A 14,951-nucleotide genomic window follows, 5' to 3' on the forward strand; every position below is an offset into this window, starting at 1 on the left:
TCCGACATGTCCCCATCCGAAAGCGAAATCCAGGCCCGTCTTCTCGCGCAGGCCCTGCCCTACATGCAGCGTTACGAGAACAAGACGATCGTCGTGAAATATGGCGGGCATGCCATGGGCGATCCGGAGCTCGGCAAGGCCTTCGCCGCCGATATCGCGCTTCTCAAGCAGTCGGGCGTCAACCCGATCGTCGTCCATGGCGGCGGTCCGCAGATCGGCGCCATGCTGAGCAAGATGGGCATCGAATCGAAATTCGAGGGCGGCCTGCGCGTCACGGACGCAAAGACCGTCGAGATCGTCGAAATGGTTCTCGCCGGCTCGATCAACAAGGAGATCGTGGCGCTCATCAACCAGACCGGCGAATGGGCGATCGGCCTCTGCGGCAAGGACGGCAACATGGTCTTTGCCGAGAAGGCCAAGAAGACCATCATCGACCCGGACAGCAATATCGAGCGCGTGCTCGACCTCGGTTTCGTCGGCGAGGTGGTCGAAGTCGATCGCACGCTGCTGGACCTTCTGGCCCGTTCCGAGATGATCCCCGTCATCGCTCCGGTCGCCCCCGGCCGCGACGGCGCGACCTACAACATCAATGCCGACACCTTCGCCGGCGCCATTGCCGGTGCGCTCAACGCGACGCGTCTCCTGTTTCTGACCGACGTTCCCGGCGTGCTCGACAAGAACAAGGAGCTGATCAAGGAGCTTTCGGTCGCAGAAGCCATGGCGCTGATCGCCGACGGCACGATTTCCGGCGGCATGATCCCCAAGGTCGAAACCTGTATCGAGGCCATCAAGGCCGGCGTACAGGGCGTCGTCATCCTCAACGGCAAGACCGCCCATTCGGTGCTGCTCGAGATCTTCACCGAGCACGGCGCGGGAACGCTGATCGTTCCCTGATCGATCAGTCCGCACCGGCCTCGAGGTGGGCGACATCGCCGAGCGACACGAGCGCCCGGCTCTGCCACAGATCGTCCTGCTCGAGATGGGTAATGCTGCCCGACGGCGCCCTGAAGGCGACCCAGCCGGCAGCAGGGATCGGCATGCCGATCCACTTCGCCACGACGAAGGTCAGCGCAAAGCCGTGTGTCACGACGATCTGGCAGTCGCAGGGGCGGGCCATGATCGTATCCATCGCTCCATAGATCCGGGTCGCCACTTCCCGGCGGGTCTCACCGCCGACCATGCTGTTGCGATAGTCGAGGCGATCGTCGTCGGGGATCGACTCGTGCCGGAGATCGAGCCAATCCTGCGGCCGCCCTTCGGCAGCACCATAGCTGATGTCCCGCAGGTCGCGATTGACCGTGATGCCCGTTCGGAACAGATCGGCGATCGTATCGGCCGTCTCAGACGCGCGCAGCAGATCGGAGCTGACGATTTCCACCGGCCGGCTGCCGATCCGCGCCAGCAGCGCCTGCGCAATGGCGCCCGCCTGTGCCTGACCGCGTTTCGTCAAGCCCGTATCGAACCATCCGCCGACGCGCTTCTCGACATGGTGAGCGGATTCCGGGTGCGTGACGACGAAAATCGTTCTCATGGCTGTTTCCTTCTCGCTGCGCACTCATAGTTTGTGCATATCATTCTTCCCTGCCGCCCGACTTGGCATTCCTGGAACAGGCCCTCATGACCTCGATCGACCGACTGCCGACCATCGACGACTTCGCCCATGTCACCGAATGGGTGTTCGACATGGACAACACGCTTTATCCGCACCGCGTCGACCTGTTCTCCCAGGTAGACCGCAACATGACGGCCTTCGTCGCGGAACTGCTGCAGATGGAACCGGCCGAGGCCAAGCTGCTGCAGAAGCAGTACTACCGCGATCACGGGACGACGCTGAAAGGATTGATGGTCCATCACGGCATCGACCCGAACGACTTCCTGCAGAAGGCGCATGCGATCGACTACAATGTCATCCCGCCCGATCCCGCGCTTGGCGAGGCCATCAAGGCTCTGCCAGGGCGCAAGTTCATCTTCACCAACGGCACGGTGGTCCATGCGCAGATGGCGGCGCGGGCGCTCGGTATTCTCGATCACTTCGACGACATCTTCGACATCGTCGCGGCCGATTACGTGCCGAAGCCGGCGGGCGCCACCTACGACAAGTTCATGAGCCTCAACCGCATCGACACGCGTCATGCCGCCATGTTCGAGGATCTCCCGCGCAATCTCGCGGTGCCGAAGGCGCTCGGCATGAAGACGGTTCTGCTGGTGCCGCAGAATTTCGAATACCAATTCGCGGAAGCCTGGGAACAGAGCGAGGAGGGGAACACGGATATCGACTTCGTCACCGAAGATCTCGCCGGCTTCCTGCGTCGGCTCGTGCCGTCGGCCTAACCCTCTCAATTTCATTACCGAAGTTTAACTGGTGCCCTGCGGCGTCTCCTCTATCCTTGTGGTCAGGGACGAACATGCTGCGGTCAGCCCTGCGATAAAGCGGCACCGCTTTCCCCGAACGAGCACGCGGCCACATCCTGCCTGACGGGACGATAGCGCGTGCGCCAAGACCAAGACAAGGACCACCCATGACCAAGAAAACCCTCATTCTCGGCCTCTCCGCCATCGCCATTGCCGCATCGTCGCTTGCCACGCCGTCGTTTGCCGCCAAGCATGACGGCCCGACGCGCGAGCAGCGTGCCGCCTGGACGGTCAAGAAGCTGGACACCGACAAGGACGGCAAGGTTTCCCTTGCCGAGGCGGATGCCGCGGCTTCGCGCGTCTTTGCCGCGTTCGACGCCGACAAGAACGGACAGGTCACGCCGGACGAGGTGAAGGCCAAGCGCGATGCTTTCAAGGCGGCGCGTGCTGAAATGCGCAAGGCGGACAAGGGTCCGGAGCGCCAGGAACTGCGCGCCAAGTTGCAGGACATGCGGCCGGTCATGCTTCCCGCAATGGGCCCGCGCATGTTCAAGCGTGCCGATACCGACAAGAACGGCTCGCTGTCGCTTGCCGAAGTCACGGCGGCTGCGGATAAGCGCTTCAAGGCGCGCGACAGCAATGGCGACGGTTTCATCGACGCGGCCGACCTCACCCGGAAGATCTGATCCCGAATCGATCCCTACCCTCGATACAGAAATGCCCCGGCAACGGGGCATTTTTCGTTTTCACGCTTCGCTTGCCCTTTGGAAAGCTACAGCGTGACTTCGCCTTCGTCTTCGCCATCCCAGTAGTGGGCGCGCTCGGCGGCGACCTTGATGAGCACGAGCCCTTCGGTGTCGATGCCGTCGGCAAACCACTTGTCGATATCGGCGGACCAATGCTCCTTGAACGCGTGCTTGTCGCGGATCAGATCGGCCTTGCCTTCGACGGCAACCAGAAAGGCCCTGGCACCCTGGAACGCCAGAGCGACCTTCGGATCGGCCTTGATATCGTCCACCGTGCGGGTGTCTTCGAGCGTGAAATAGAAGGACGTGCCGTCATACGCGACTTCACGATTGTTGCTCATCGGGCGACCGGCGATCGCACCGCCATCCGTGTGGGTCGAGAGCATGCAGATGTCGATCTCGCGCATCTTTTCGGCGAGATCGGATAGGGTCCTGTTGGTCATGGATGGTCTCCTCTTCCTGACGGAGGAGAACGCAGTCCCGACCAACTTGTTGCCTTGCAGCGCCCTTCGATCTGGCGCGGCCAGGCGCGCTATCGTTCGCCGGAGGCGAGCGGCAGGGAGGCGGGATCGACGCTGCCATAGAAGCGGGCAATGATGTCCCAGGCCTCTTCGGCGGTATCGACGAAGCGGATCAGATCGACATCGCCGGGCGCGATCGTGCCGAAGGCGGCAAGCGCATCGAAATCGACGATCGAGCGCCAGAATGTCTCCCCGAACAGGATGAGGGGAACGAGCGCCATGCGCCCGGTCTGCATCAACGTCATCGTTTCGAACAGTTCATCAAGCGTCCCGAAGCCGCCCGGAAACACCGTCACGGCCTTGGCGCGTACCAGGAAATGCATCTTTCGGATCGCAAAATAGTGGAAGTTGAAGCTGAGATCCGGCGTGACGTAGGGGTTCGGCGCCTGTTCGTGCGGCAGCACGATGTTGAGCCCGATCGACGGCGCGCCGACATCGGCCGCCCCGCGATTGCCGGCTTCCATGACACCCGGCCCACCGCCCGTAACGACGACGAACTCCTTGAAATTCGACTGCGCCGAATGCTCCGAGCAGAGCCGCGCGAATTTGCGGGCCTCGTCGTAATAGACGGAGGCGGCCGTCAGGTTCTCGCGCTGCGTCTCGTTCTTTGCGGCCCAGGCATCCTTGCCGGGTTCGGGAATGCGGGCGCCGCCGAACATGACGACGGTGGAGGTGATGCCGCGCTCGGCAAGGATCATTTCCGTCTTCAGCAGTTCGAGCTGCAGGCGGATCGGCCGCAACTCCTCGCGGCACAGGAAATCCTCGTCGGCATAGGCCAGGCGGTAGGACGGAGAGAGAGACTGCGGCGTCTTCTCGACACCGGCGGCACGGGCCCGCGCCTGGGCGCTGTCTGCAAGCGGATCCCAGACCCCGTCCTTGCGCCGCAAATTCCGCTTCTTCATCCGTGTCATGGGGGTCTCGTCTCCAACGCTTGCCGCGGCAACGGCCGGCGAATCTCATCACTTACGATCCCGTGACATAGACCGCGCCTCCCGGCGCACCGCAACCGAAAAACGCTTCAAATCTCGGGCATCATGCTCTACAGCGTTGGAAACAGCCCGGCTCTTAGGATTTGCGATGACCTCCCACGATCTTGCCTTTCTCGCTTCCACGATCGAAACCGCCTTCGACAACCGCGACACGGTGACGACCGGTACGAAAGGCGAGGTTCGCGATGCCGTGGAATCGGCACTGAACCTGCTGGATAGCGGCAAGGTGCGGGTGGCGGAACGCGGCGCCGACGGCAACTGGACGGTCAACCAATGGCTCAAGAAGGCGGTTCTCCTCTCGTTCCGTCTCAACCCGATGGAAGTCGTCAAGGGCGGTCCGGGCGGATCGACCTGGTGGGACAAGGTGCCTTCCAAGTTCGACGGCTGGAGCGCGAACGAATTCGAGAATGCCGGCTTCCGCGCCGTGCCGAACTGCGTCGTGCGCCGCTCGGCCTATATCGCGCCGAACGCCATCCTGATGCCTTCTTTCGTCAACCTCGGTGCCTATGTCGGTGAAGGCACGATGGTCGATACCTGGGCGACCGTCGGATCCTGCGCGCAGATCGGTGCCCACGTGCACCTCTCGGGCGGCGTCGGCATCGGCGGCGTGCTGGAGCCCATGCAGGCGGGGCCGACGATCATCGAAGACAATTGCTTCATCGGCGCGCGGTCGGAAGTCGTGGAAGGCTGCATCATCCGCGAAGGTTCGGTTCTCGGCATGGGCGTGTTCATCGGCAAGTCCACCCGGATCGTCGATCGCGCCACCGGCGAGATCACCTATGGCGAAGTGCCGCCCTACTCGGTCGTCGTTGCCGGCGCTCTGGCCTCCGACAAGGTCATGGGCAACGGCCAGCCGGCGCCGGCACTGTACTGCGCCGTGATCGTCAAGCGCGTGGACGAGAAGACCCGCTCGAAGACCGGGATCAACGAGCTGCTGCGCGACTAAGCGCCGATCGACTTACCAAATAGTGGCTAAAGAAGCGGGATCCGGCAGGTAAAGCAGGTTTCCGCTTCGGTCGAGGTCACCTCGATCGTGCCGCGATGGGCCTTGACGATTTCCGAGGCGATATAGAGCCCGAGCCCCAGACCCTCGCGACCGTGCTCGACCGTTGCGCGCACGAAGGGCTTGAACAGGTCCCGCTGCACCGCCTGCGGGATCGGCTTGCCGGAATTCGTGACGGTGACGACGAATTCGCGTCCGATCGGAGCGGTTCTCACCCGGATCGGGCTATCGGCACTTCCATGCGTCAGGGCGTTTGCGACGAGATTGGAGACGAGCTGGCCCATGCGGCCTTCGTCGCAGCGCACGAGGCAATCGCTGAAATCCGTCTCGATCGACCGACCCGGATTGGCGATGCTGAGCTCGGCGACGACATGCTCCAGAACCGGGCGCAGCGGCACGCGCTCGGCCTGCTCCACTGCAAGCCCGCCACCGAGACGTCCGCGCGCGAAATCCAGAACATTGTCGATGAGACCCGACATGCGCACGACGCTGGCGCGCATGAGGTCCACCACCGTCTTCGACTTGTCGCTGAGATCCGTGCGGGCAAGCATGCGCGTGCCGGCATCGATCGATGCGAGCGGATTGCGCAAATCATGGCCGAGAACGGCGATGAACTGCTCGCGCAACTCGTTGGCGTGGCGGTCCTGTTCCATCTTGCGCCGGGCATCGACGTGGAAGGCGATGAGTTCCGTGAACAGCCGGAACATATCGACGATCTCGGGCGTGTTCAGCTTGTTGGGTGCGGGATCGATCGCGCAAAGCGTGCCGAAGAAAGAGCCGTCCGAAAGAAGGATCGGCGCGGAGATGTAACTCTGGAAGCCATATTGCGCCGGGGTATGGTGACAGGCGAATGCCGGATCTTCGGCCACGTTCTCGATGATGACGACCTGGCGGTGATCGCGGATCTCGTTGCAGATGGTCGTCTCGATGGCGAGTTCCTTGCCCGGAGAGAGGCCGAAGTCGATCCTGTCGAGCACGCCGCAGGCAATCCAGCGACTTTCCGTCACGCGGGCGACGGCAACAAAGCGCATCCCCGTGACGCGGGAGACGACATCGAGAACTTTCGGAACGGCATCGATCTTGGAGACCAGTTCGACGGATTCGGCGGCCAGATCGGGCAACGGTTTACTCTCGGAACAGAACGTTAGACAGATCCGGAAAGTAGCCTTTCACAAACCCGCAAGCAATGGGCGCAGCGACGCCCAATGCTTTTCAGACACCTTGTCGATGTCGTGATATCTAACGCTTGAAGGGGTCCGGGCGCCGGTTCGTGGCCTGCCGCTCCAGCATCCAGCCGGGATATTCCGGTGCGAGCGCGCTGACCGCATCGAGCGTCTCAAGATCGTCCGCATCGAGCCGAACCTCGGTGGCCTTCAGGTTCTGCTCCAACTGCTCCAACCGCTTGGCCCCGATGATGACGGTGCTGACGAACGGCTTTGCCAGAATATAGGCAAGCGCGACCTCGGCGACGCTCACCCCATGCTTTTCCCCGACCTCGCGCATGGCAGCGACGCAGGCCCAGGCGCGGTCCTTGTCGACCGGCGGGAAGTCGAAGCTGGCGCGGCGGCCGTCGCCGTTTCCGGGCGCACCGGGACCGTATTTGCCGGAGAGCAGCCCGCCGGCAAGCGGCGACCAGACCATGAGGCCCATCTTCTCCTCAAGCAGCAAGGGTGCGAGTTCCCGTTCGAGATCGCGTCCGGCAATCGAGTAATAGGCCTGCAGGCTGTCGAAGCGGGCATAGCCCTTGCGCTCGGAAATGCCGAGCGCCTTGGCGATCCGCCAGGCCTGCCAGTTCGACACGCCGATATAGCGCACGAGCCCGCGGGAGACGAGATCGTCAAAAGCGCGCAGGGTCTCGTCGATCGGCGTGACGGGATCGGTCGCATGGATCTGGTAGAGGTCGATATGGTCGGTCTGGAGACGCTCGAGGCTTGCTTCCACCGAATCCATGATATGGCCGCGCGAGGCGCCGCGATCGTTGGGCTTGCCGCTCATGATGCCATAGACCTTGGTCGCGATGATCACGTCCTTGCGCGCGACCGCGTTGTTCTTCAGCGCCTGGCCCAGCAGCCGCTCCGACTGACCGAAGGAATAGACGTCGGCCGTGTCGATGACGTTGATGCCGGCGGCAAGCGAACGCTCGACGATGCGATCGGCAGCGTCCTGATCGACATCCGCGATCGGACCCCATCGCGGATCGTCCGGCGAGCCGAAGGTCATCGTTCCCAGGCAGAGTTCGGAGACGAAGAGGCCGGTATTGCCAAGCTGATTGTAGCGCATGGTCTGTTCCATCCTGTCAATTCGGATCGACGCGCGCCCGGAAGCCGTGCGAGCCGTGTGATTCGGCGGATAAGCTAGCGCAATCCGGGCTAAGATCCAGCGGCGCCGGACATATCCTCAGGCCGCCTGGGCTTCGGCCGGCTCCACCTCGATCGTCACGTGCGACAGCTCGGCGATATGCGCGAGCTGCGCCCGATAGAACGCCGGCGATTTCGGGCTTGCATCCGTCAGCGCGACGATCGCGCCGTGATGGCCGGGACCGAGCTGCCAGACGTGGAGGTCCGTGATTCGGACATCGCCGCCCTCGATGGCATGGCGGATCTCGTCGGGCAGATCCTCACCGGCGGGAACGTAGTCGAGCAGCACCGCGCCGCTGTCGCGCAGGAGGCCGAAGGACCAGCGGGCGATGACGAGCGCACCGACGATGCCGATGGCCGGATCGAGCCAGAGCCAGCCGTAGAGACTGCCGAGAACGAGGGCCGCGATCGCCAGAACCGACGTCAGGGCATCGGCGAGCACGTGCAGATAGGCGCCGCGCAGATTGTTGTCCTGATGTCGGGCGGGCTTGTGATCGGCATGCGGGTGGTCGTGGCTCTCGGCGTGATCATGGCCGTTGGCGTGATCGTGATGATGATCGGCATGCCCGTGGCCGTGTGCGCCAGGTCCATGGCCATGATGCCCCTGTTCGTGATGCCCGTGCCCATGATGCCCGTGCCCGTGGTGATCACCGCGGAGCAGCCAGGCGCAGACCAGATTGACGACAAGGCCGAGGGCCGCGACGGCGATGGCCTGTTGGAAATCGATCGTGACCGGAGACCAGAGGCGCAGCGCGCTCTCCCAGGCGATGAACAAAGCGACCAGCGCCAGAACGATGGCGCTGGCGAAGCCGGCGAGATCGCCGAACTTGCCCGTGCCGAAGGTAAAGCGCGGGTTTCGGGCGTTGCGGCGCGCATAGACATAGGCAAGGGCCGTGATGAGCATCGCGGCGGCGTGGGTCGACATATGCCAGCCATCCGCCACCAGCGCCATGGAGCCGAAGGCGTTGCCGGCGACGATCTCGGCGATCATCATGCCGGCCGTCAGCGCGATGACGATCCATGTCCGGCGTTCGTTGCGGGCGTGGTCGCGCCCGAGAAAGACGTGGTGATGGGGAGTCGACAGGCGATTTTCGGTCATTTCAGATAGGTCCTCATCACCTCGATCAGCTCCGCCGCACCGCGGGCGCGCTCGGGATCGGCATCGTGGTCCGGATCGCTCACATGGTTGCGGATGTGATCCTCGATCAGTTCGGCCGTCAGTCCGGTCACGGCACCGCGAACGGAGGCGACCTGGTTGAGCACGGTGCCGCAAGGCTCATCCGCCTCCAGCGCCCTTTCGATCGCCTCCAGCTGCCCCTTGAGGCGGCGAACGCGGGCGATCAGCTTGGTTTTGTTTTTCGACAGATGTGACATAGCATAGGGGGATACCCTATAGAGAACGCTGAGGCAATCCATGCTGCACATGCGAACCGTCGTGACAGCCGGGGAGTGATCGGCTACATCTTTCCGGAATCAACAGGCTGCCTTCATGTCCCTTGCCGATCCCACCTCCCCTGCCCCGTCCGCCCTGCCCTCTTCCAGCGATCCGGTGGCCAACCTCGCCGCCCTCATCCGCTGCCCCTCGGTCACCCCGGCCGAAGGCGGAGCGCTCGGCGTGCTCGACGGCCTGCTGGCGCCGCTCGGCTTTTCGGTCGATCGTGTTCTCGCCGAGGAAGCGGGAACGCCCGATATCGAAAACCTCTATGCACGGCTCGGCGGCGCGGACGCGGTCCCCGGCGGGCCGCATCTGCTCTTTGCCGGGCATACGGACGTGGTTCCGGTCGGCGACGAAGCGGCCTGGACTCACCCGCCCTTTGCCGCCGCCATCGACGACGGCATGATGTATGGTCGCGGCGCGGTGGACATGAAGGGTGGCATTGCCTGCTTCATTGCCGCGGTCGCCCGATACATCGGCCGGCACGGAGCGCCGAACGGCGCGATCTCGCTGCTGATCACGGGCGACGAGGAAGGTCCCGCCATCAACGGCACCACGAAGCTGCTCGACTGGGCGAAAGCCCGCGGCGAGCGCTGGGACGCCTGCATCGTCGGCGAACCGACCAATCCCGACCAGCTCGGCGACATGATCAAGATCGGCCGGCGCGGGTCCCTCTCGGGCACGGTCACCGTCCACGGGGTGCAGGGCCATGCCGCCTATCCGCATCTGGCGGACAGCCCTGTGCGCGGTGCGCTGCAGCTTGCGACGGCGCTGATGGACCCGCCCTTCGACGCGGGTACGGAGAACTTCCAGCCGTCGAACCTCGAGGTCACCAGCCTCGACGTCGGCAATCCCGCCGTCAACGTCATTCCGGCGCGCGCGACGTTCCGGTTCAACATCCGCTTCAACGACACATGGGACGCGGACAGCCTCAAGGCGGAGATCGTCGCGCGGCTCGACCGGGCGGCGACGGACGGTCCGTTGCGTCCGGGTCGCGATCCCGTCCGCTACGATCTCGCCTGGAGCGAGCGGCCGAGCCATGTCTTCCTCACGCGCAGCAACCAGCTCATCTCGTCGCTCTCGTCGGCCGTCGAAGCGGTGACAGGCCGGCAGCCGGCTCTTTCGACCACGGGCGGCACATCGGATGCCCGCTTCATCAAGGATCATTGCCCGGTGGTGGAGTTCGGGCTGGTCGGCCAGACGATGCATATGGTGGACGAGCGGGTTTCGGTCGCGGACCTGGAAACCCTGACCGGCATCTATCTCGCCTTTCTCGAGCGCTGGTTCGACGATGCCGCAGCTTGAGGAGATCGGCACCTATCTCAAGGGCGTCTGGCTGCTGGTGCTGGGCAAGCCGGAGGGCTTCGACTGGCTGGATCTCAGCCCCGTCGGCGTCTGGCGCTCCTTTGCCGCCATCCTCTGGTGCCTGCCGGCCATGGCTGTCAGCTGGTCGGCCTGGCGGATGTTCTACCTGATCAACATGCCCCAGGGGACGACGGCGGGCCTTGCTTTCATCGCCAAGCTCTTCATCGTGGATGTTGCGACCTGGATCCTGCCGATCCTGCTGATCGTCGTTCTCGCCCGGCCGCTCGGCTATGCGCAGGCGCTGGGCGCAATCATCGTCGTCACCAACTGGCTGTCGATCCCGACCTTCTACGGCATGGCCGTTCCCGCCGCCATTCGGCTTGTCATCCCCGACAGCGACGGAATGACGGGGATGCTTTCCCTCATGGCGCTCATCGCCATCATCATCGCGATATTCCGGGTGCTGAAGGTGATCACCGGGGGCGATCAGACGCTGCTCGCGGTCACGCTGTCGGCGCTCTTCATTCTGCCTTCGCTGATGATCGGCGAGGCGATGCAGCGCAGCTTCGGCCTGCTGCCCGTGTAGAGCGGCGTTTCAAGCGTCCGTTCTGTAATCCACCTGCATGAAATAGAGCCCATCCGGCGGGGCGACGGGGCCGCAGGCCTTGCGGTCGCGGGCGTCGAGGGCGGCGCGCACGCGCTCGACCGGCCACTTTCCCTCGCCCACCATCTTCAGCGTTCCCGCCAGCGAGCGGATCTGGTTGTGGAGAAAACTCTGGGCGGTCGCGCGGATCTCGATCACGTCGCCATCCTGCGTCACGTCGAGACGGTCGAGCGTCCGCACCGGGCTGTTGGCCTGGCAGTGGACGGAGCGGAACGTGGTGAAATCGTGCCGGCCGACGAGCGTCTGTGCCGCCGCGTGCATGAGACCTGCGTCGAGCGGCTTTACCACCCACCAGGCGCGTTTGGCCTCGAGCGCCAAGGGCGAGCGGCGGCAAATGATGCGGTAGAGATAATGGCGGCGAAGGGCCGAAAAGCGCGCATCGAACGTGTCCGGCACGGCTTCCGCATCGAGGATCGCGACGCGCTCACCACGCTGGCCGAGATGGGCGTTCAGCGCGTTGCGCAGCGTTTCCGGCGGCCAGTCGCGGGTGAGATCGGTATGCGCCACCTGCCCGCGGGCATGGACACCGGAATCGGTCCGGCCCGCCCCGCGGACCGACACGGCCTCGCCCGTCAGCCGCAGAACGGCGGCTTCAATGGCGCCCTGAACCGAGTGGCCGTTGTCCTGGCGCTGCCAGCCGACATAGGACGACCCGTCATATTCCACCAGCAGGCGAAAGCGCGGCATTCAGAAGAGCCTCGTGCCGGCGGGAACCGGCGTGCCGCGCCGGAATTCGTCGGCGGGCAGCACCTTGCCGCCGGCCTTCTGCAGCCGCGTCAGGCGGATCGACCGATCGCCGCAGGCAATCGTCAGGTCGTCGAAGAGGGCCGTGCCCGTCTCGCCGCGGGCCGTTTCCACCGTGGAGGCGAGCACCTTGACGCGCTCCCGCTTGCCGGCAATGTCGAGCTCGAACCAGGCGCCCGGAAAAGGCGACAGGCCACGAACGTGATCGTGGACCTCCTGCGCCGGCTTGGTGAAATCGATGTGCGTTTCGCCCTTGGCGATCTTTGCCGCGTAGAGAACGCCCTCGTCGCGCTGCGGGGTCAGCGGCAGGTCGTCCGCCTCCAGCTTCTCCATCGCGTCGCGCATCAGCGCTGCGCCGCGCACCATGAGCGTGTCGTGAAGCTCGCCGGCCGTCATATCCGGCCCGATGCTGACGAGGCTGGTCAGGGCCACGGGGCCGGTATCCAGCCCCTTCTCCATCTTCATCACCATCATGCCGGTCTCCCGGTCGCCCGCCATGATCGCCCGCTGGATGGGGGCCGCACCGCGCCAGCGCGGCAAAAGAGAGGCATGCCCATTGTAGCAGCCGAGGCGTGTGCCCGACAGGATGGCTTCCGGCAAGAGCAGGCCATAGGCGACGACCACGGCGACGTCGGCATCCAGCGCACGAAACGCTTCGCGATCCTCGTCGGCCTTGAAATTCAGCGGCGTGCGAACCTCGATGCCGAGCAGTTCTGCCGCCTGATGAACGGGAGACTTCTGCAGATCGAGCCCGCGCCGGCCACCGGGACGCGGTGGCTGGGTGTAGACGGCGACGATCTTGTGTCCCGCCTGTGCCAATGCGGCGAGCGTCGGCACGGAAAACTCCGGCGTTCCCATGAAGATGATGCGCAGCGACATGACGGCTTCCTTCGATAGGGCGGCGGGGCCTGCGGCTGACCGCGGCCCGACCCGATCAGATCGCCTTCGAACCGCGGGTCTTGGCGGCCTTGGTGAATTTGCGCACGACCATCTCGCGTTTCAGCTTGGAGATATGGTCGATGAACAACACACCGTTCAAGTGGTCGATCTCGTGCTGCAGACAAGTGGCGAGAAGGCCATCCGCCGCGATTTCCTGCGGGCGACCGTCGCGATCGAGATAGCGCACCGAGATGCCGGCGGGGCGCTCGACTTCGGCGTAATAGTCGGGGATCGACAGGCAGCCTTCCTCATAGACCGACCGCTCGTCCGTCGATGTCAGGATCTCCGGATTGATGAAGACCTGCGGCGCCTTCTCATCGCCCTCCTTGGCGATGTCGATCACCAGCATGCGGCGGGGAAGTCCGATCTGGATCGCGGCCAGCCCGATGCCCGGCGCGTCGTACATGGTTTCCAGCATGTCGTCGGCCATGCGTCGCACCTCGTCATCGACGCGCTCGATGGGCGCGGAGATCTGGCGAAGCAGGGGATCGGGCAGGATGATGAGAGGCTTGATCGTCATGGCGTGGTGATAACCGATCTTTTCGAACGATGGAATTCGGGCGAGGCGGATTTGCGCGCATTTTCGAGCGGAAATTGCCTGACATTCGGATGATGTTCACGATTTGATCTGGCCTTCGCGATAAATTTCGCTACAGTCCGGCCATGACCGCTTCCTCGCCCCTGGATATCGTGCTCGCAGCCTCCGATGTGACGGGCCTCTCGCCGACCCTCATTGCCTGGCTTCTGGTCGGCGTGGTCGTCGCGGTCGGCCTCGCTGTTCTCGCAGGGTTTCGCCGCCGCGCGCTCCGCAAGGTCGACACGGCGCAGGAGCAGATGGCGGCGCTGATCCAGGCGCAGACCGAGATGCAAGGCCGGATCGCCGCCATCGCCGATATCTTCGGCACGCGGCAATACGAGCTGAACCAGTCGATCAACCAGCGCATCGACGGCATGACGCAGCGTATCGGCGCCTCGATTACCGAGCAGACGCGCCAGACGCACGAGAATCTGCGCACGCTGCAGGAGCGGCTGGCCGTCATCGACACGGCGCAGACGAACATCCAGTCGCTGGCGAAGGACATGGCCGGGCTGCAGCAGATTCTTGCCAACAAGCAGACGCGCGGCGCCTTCGGACAGGGCCGCATGGAAACCATCATCGCCGACGGTTTGCCGCAGGGGGCCTATGCGTTTCAGGCGACGCTTTCCAACGCCTCGCGCCCGGACTGCATCATCCATATGCCGAACGGCCAGCCGGGACTGGCAATCGACGCCAAGTTTCCGCTCGAAGCCTGGAACGCCATGCGGGCCGCGCAGTCGCCCGAGCTGAAACGGCAGGCATCGCTTCTCTTCCGACGCGATCTGGATGTGCACATCAAGGATATCGCTGGAAAATACCTGATCCCCGGCGAGACGCAGGACACGGCCTTCCTGTTCGTGCCGTCCGAATCGATCTTTGCCGACATCCACGAGCATTTCGAGAGCATCGTCCAGAAGGCGCATCGAGCGCGCGTCGTCATCGTTTCGCCTTCGCTGCTGCTGCTCTCCATCCAGGTCATCCAGGCGATCCTGCGCGACCACCGCATGCGTGAACAGGCCCATCTGATCCAGGCCGAAGTCGTGCGACTGATGGAGGATCTGTCGCGCCTCGACGAGCGGGTGCGCAAGCTGCACGGTCATTTCACGACCACACAGAAGGATGTCGACGATATTCTGATCTCCTCCGACAAGCTGAAGCGCCGGGGCGCGAAGATCGAAGCGCTGGAACTGCAGGACACGCGAAGCACGGCATCCGACGAGGCCGGGACCGGCGCTACCCCCGCGACGCCGTCGCCAGCACCTGGCAGCCGCGCCGGCTCGCTGAAGCTGCGGGTGGTTGACGAGGACTAAGAGCGTCGG

The 14,951-nt window shown here is 64.2% G+C and carries 17 protein-coding genes; 7 read left to right on the top strand and 10 right to left on the bottom strand.

The window, feature by feature from the left end:
• The first annotated feature begins 6 nt into the window (after positions 1-6).
• Positions 7-894, top strand: a complete 888-nt coding sequence (gene argB, locus C8J36_RS10950) for an acetylglutamate kinase (protein ID WP_132534759.1) — start codon at positions 7-9, stop codon at positions 892-894.
• 4 nt (positions 895-898) lie between these two features.
• On the opposite strand, the gene C8J36_RS10955 is transcribed toward argB, so the two are convergent.
• Positions 899-1,531: a histidine phosphatase family protein gene (locus tag C8J36_RS10955; RefSeq protein WP_132534761.1), complete on the bottom strand. Its 633-nt coding sequence runs from the start codon at positions 1,529-1,531 to the stop codon at positions 899-901.
• An 86-nt stretch (positions 1,532-1,617) separates the two neighbouring features.
• Between C8J36_RS10955 and C8J36_RS10960 the strand changes: the two genes are divergently transcribed.
• Both C8J36_RS10960 and C8J36_RS10965 read left to right on the top strand, forming a co-directional pair.
• Entirely contained in the window at positions 1,618-2,331 is a 714-nt protein-coding gene (locus tag C8J36_RS10960) for a pyrimidine 5'-nucleotidase (RefSeq protein WP_132534763.1), read from the top strand.
• A 188-nt stretch (positions 2,332-2,519) separates the two neighbouring features.
• A complete protein-coding gene (locus tag C8J36_RS10965; RefSeq protein ID WP_132534765.1) occupies positions 2,520-3,038 on the top strand; it encodes an EF-hand domain-containing protein in 519 nt (172 codons plus the stop codon).
• An 86-nt stretch (positions 3,039-3,124) separates the two neighbouring features.
• Here C8J36_RS10965 and C8J36_RS10970 read toward each other — a convergent pair whose 3' ends face one another.
• The gene (locus C8J36_RS10970) at positions 3,125-3,541 is read right to left on the bottom strand and encodes a pyridoxamine 5'-phosphate oxidase family protein (RefSeq protein WP_132534767.1); all 417 of its coding nucleotides are present in this window, start codon (positions 3,539-3,541) and stop codon (positions 3,125-3,127) included.
• Between the two features lie 89 nt (positions 3,542-3,630).
• Positions 3,631-4,530, bottom strand: a complete 900-nt coding sequence (locus tag C8J36_RS10975) for an LOG family protein (RefSeq protein WP_132534769.1) — start codon at positions 4,528-4,530, stop codon at positions 3,631-3,633.
• Positions 4,531-4,696: 166 nt separating this feature from the next.
• Here C8J36_RS10975 and dapD point away from each other — a divergent pair, with 166 nt between their 5' ends.
• Complete coding sequence (gene dapD, locus C8J36_RS10980) at positions 4,697-5,554, top strand: 2,3,4,5-tetrahydropyridine-2,6-dicarboxylate N-succinyltransferase (RefSeq protein ID WP_132534771.1); 858 nt, start codon at positions 4,697-4,699, stop codon at positions 5,552-5,554.
• A 26-nt stretch (positions 5,555-5,580) separates the two neighbouring features.
• On the opposite strand, the gene C8J36_RS10985 is transcribed toward dapD, so the two are convergent.
• The 4 genes from C8J36_RS10985 to C8J36_RS11000 all read right to left on the bottom strand — a co-directional run bounded on the left by C8J36_RS10985 (position 5,581) and on the right by C8J36_RS11000 (position 9,342).
• Entirely contained in the window at positions 5,581-6,732 is a 1,152-nt protein-coding gene (locus tag C8J36_RS10985; RefSeq protein ID WP_132534774.1) for a GAF domain-containing sensor histidine kinase, read from the bottom strand.
• 118 nt (positions 6,733-6,850) lie between these two features.
• Entirely contained in the window at positions 6,851-7,891 is a 1,041-nt protein-coding gene (locus C8J36_RS10990) for an aldo/keto reductase (protein WP_132534776.1), read from the bottom strand.
• Positions 7,892-8,008: 117 nt separating this feature from the next.
• Positions 8,009-9,067 (bottom strand): CDF family Co(II)/Ni(II) efflux transporter DmeF, encoded by a 1,059-nt coding sequence (dmeF, locus tag C8J36_RS10995; protein ID WP_132534778.1) that lies wholly within the window; start codon positions 9,065-9,067, stop codon positions 8,009-8,011.
• Positions 9,064-9,342: a metal/formaldehyde-sensitive transcriptional repressor gene (locus C8J36_RS11000; protein WP_062595240.1), complete on the bottom strand. Its 279-nt coding sequence runs from the start codon at positions 9,340-9,342 to the stop codon at positions 9,064-9,066. Before C8J36_RS11000 ends, dmeF begins: the two co-directional genes overlap by 4 nt.
• A gap of 115 nt (positions 9,343-9,457) precedes the next feature.
• Between C8J36_RS11000 and dapE the strand changes: the two genes are divergently transcribed.
• A complete protein-coding gene (dapE, locus tag C8J36_RS11005) occupies positions 9,458-10,708 on the top strand; it encodes a succinyl-diaminopimelate desuccinylase (RefSeq protein ID WP_132534780.1) in 1,251 nt (416 codons plus the stop codon).
• The gene (locus tag C8J36_RS11010; RefSeq protein WP_132534782.1) at positions 10,695-11,294 is read left to right on the top strand and encodes a hypothetical protein; all 600 of its coding nucleotides are present in this window, start codon (positions 10,695-10,697) and stop codon (positions 11,292-11,294) included. Before dapE ends, C8J36_RS11010 begins: the two co-directional genes overlap by 14 nt.
• A gap of 9 nt (positions 11,295-11,303) precedes the next feature.
• Here the strand turns inward: C8J36_RS11010 and truA are convergent, their stop codons facing one another.
• From truA to def, 3 genes are read right to left on the bottom strand one after another with little or no spacing between them, the layout of a single operon-like run.
• A complete protein-coding gene (gene truA, locus C8J36_RS11015; protein WP_132534784.1) occupies positions 11,304-12,059 on the bottom strand; it encodes a tRNA pseudouridine(38-40) synthase TruA in 756 nt (251 codons plus the stop codon).
• On the bottom strand, positions 12,060-12,995 hold the full coding sequence (gene fmt, locus C8J36_RS11020; RefSeq protein WP_132534787.1) for a methionyl-tRNA formyltransferase: 936 nt from the start codon (positions 12,993-12,995) through the stop codon (positions 12,060-12,062).
• 55 nt (positions 12,996-13,050) lie between these two features.
• Positions 13,051-13,575 carry a peptide deformylase gene (gene def, locus C8J36_RS11025; RefSeq protein ID WP_062595245.1) on the bottom strand — a complete coding sequence of 175 codons (525 nt, stop codon included), beginning with the start codon at positions 13,573-13,575 and terminating at the stop codon, positions 13,051-13,053.
• A 143-nt stretch (positions 13,576-13,718) separates the two neighbouring features.
• Between def and C8J36_RS11030 the strand changes: the two genes are divergently transcribed.
• A complete protein-coding gene (locus tag C8J36_RS11030; protein WP_132534789.1) occupies positions 13,719-14,942 on the top strand; it encodes a DNA recombination protein RmuC in 1,224 nt (407 codons plus the stop codon).
• Positions 14,943-14,951 lie beyond the last annotated feature (9 nt).

It is taken from the genome of Rhizobium sp. PP-F2F-G48 (assembly GCF_004342335.1).
Taxonomy (GTDB): Bacteria; Pseudomonadota; Alphaproteobacteria; order Rhizobiales; family Rhizobiaceae; genus Ferranicluibacter.

Bases quoted from the DNA above. Each gene is read 5' to 3' on its own strand.
- dapD (WP_132534771.1), top strand. From the start codon at position 4,697: ATGACCTCCCACGATCTTGCCTTTCTCGCTTCCACGATCGAAACCGCC.
- argB (WP_132534759.1), top strand. From the start codon at position 7: ATGTCCCCATCCGAAAGCGAAATCCAGGCCCGTCTTCTCGCGCAGGCC.
- C8J36_RS10970 (WP_132534767.1), bottom strand. From the start codon at position 3,541: ATGACCAACAGGACCCTATCCGATCTCGCCGAAAAGATGCGCGAGATC.
- C8J36_RS11030 (WP_132534789.1), top strand. From the start codon at position 13,719: ATGACCGCTTCCTCGCCCCTGGATATCGTGCTCGCAGCCTCCGATGTG.
- C8J36_RS10955 (WP_132534761.1), bottom strand. From the start codon at position 1,531: ATGAGAACGATTTTCGTCGTCACGCACCCGGAATCCGCTCACCATGTC.
- fmt (WP_132534787.1), bottom strand. From the start codon at position 12,995: ATGTCGCTGCGCATCATCTTCATGGGAACGCCGGAGTTTTCCGTGCCG.
- def (WP_062595245.1), bottom strand. From the start codon at position 13,575: ATGACGATCAAGCCTCTCATCATCCTGCCCGATCCCCTGCTTCGCCAG.
- C8J36_RS10960 (WP_132534763.1), top strand. From the start codon at position 1,618: ATGACCTCGATCGACCGACTGCCGACCATCGACGACTTCGCCCATGTC.
- C8J36_RS10975 (WP_132534769.1), bottom strand. From the start codon at position 4,530: ATGACACGGATGAAGAAGCGGAATTTGCGGCGCAAGGACGGGGTCTGG.
- dmeF (WP_132534778.1), bottom strand. From the start codon at position 9,067: ATGACCGAAAATCGCCTGTCGACTCCCCATCACCACGTCTTTCTCGGG.
- truA (WP_132534784.1), bottom strand. From the start codon at position 12,059: ATGCCGCGCTTTCGCCTGCTGGTGGAATATGACGGGTCGTCCTATGTC.
- dapE (WP_132534780.1), top strand. From the start codon at position 9,458: ATGTCCCTTGCCGATCCCACCTCCCCTGCCCCGTCCGCCCTGCCCTCT.
- C8J36_RS10990 (WP_132534776.1), bottom strand. From the start codon at position 7,891: ATGCGCTACAATCAGCTTGGCAATACCGGCCTCTTCGTCTCCGAACTC.
- C8J36_RS11010 (WP_132534782.1), top strand. From the start codon at position 10,695: ATGCCGCAGCTTGAGGAGATCGGCACCTATCTCAAGGGCGTCTGGCTG.
- C8J36_RS11000 (WP_062595240.1), bottom strand. From the start codon at position 9,342: ATGTCACATCTGTCGAAAAACAAAACCAAGCTGATCGCCCGCGTTCGC.
- C8J36_RS10965 (WP_132534765.1), top strand. From the start codon at position 2,520: ATGACCAAGAAAACCCTCATTCTCGGCCTCTCCGCCATCGCCATTGCC.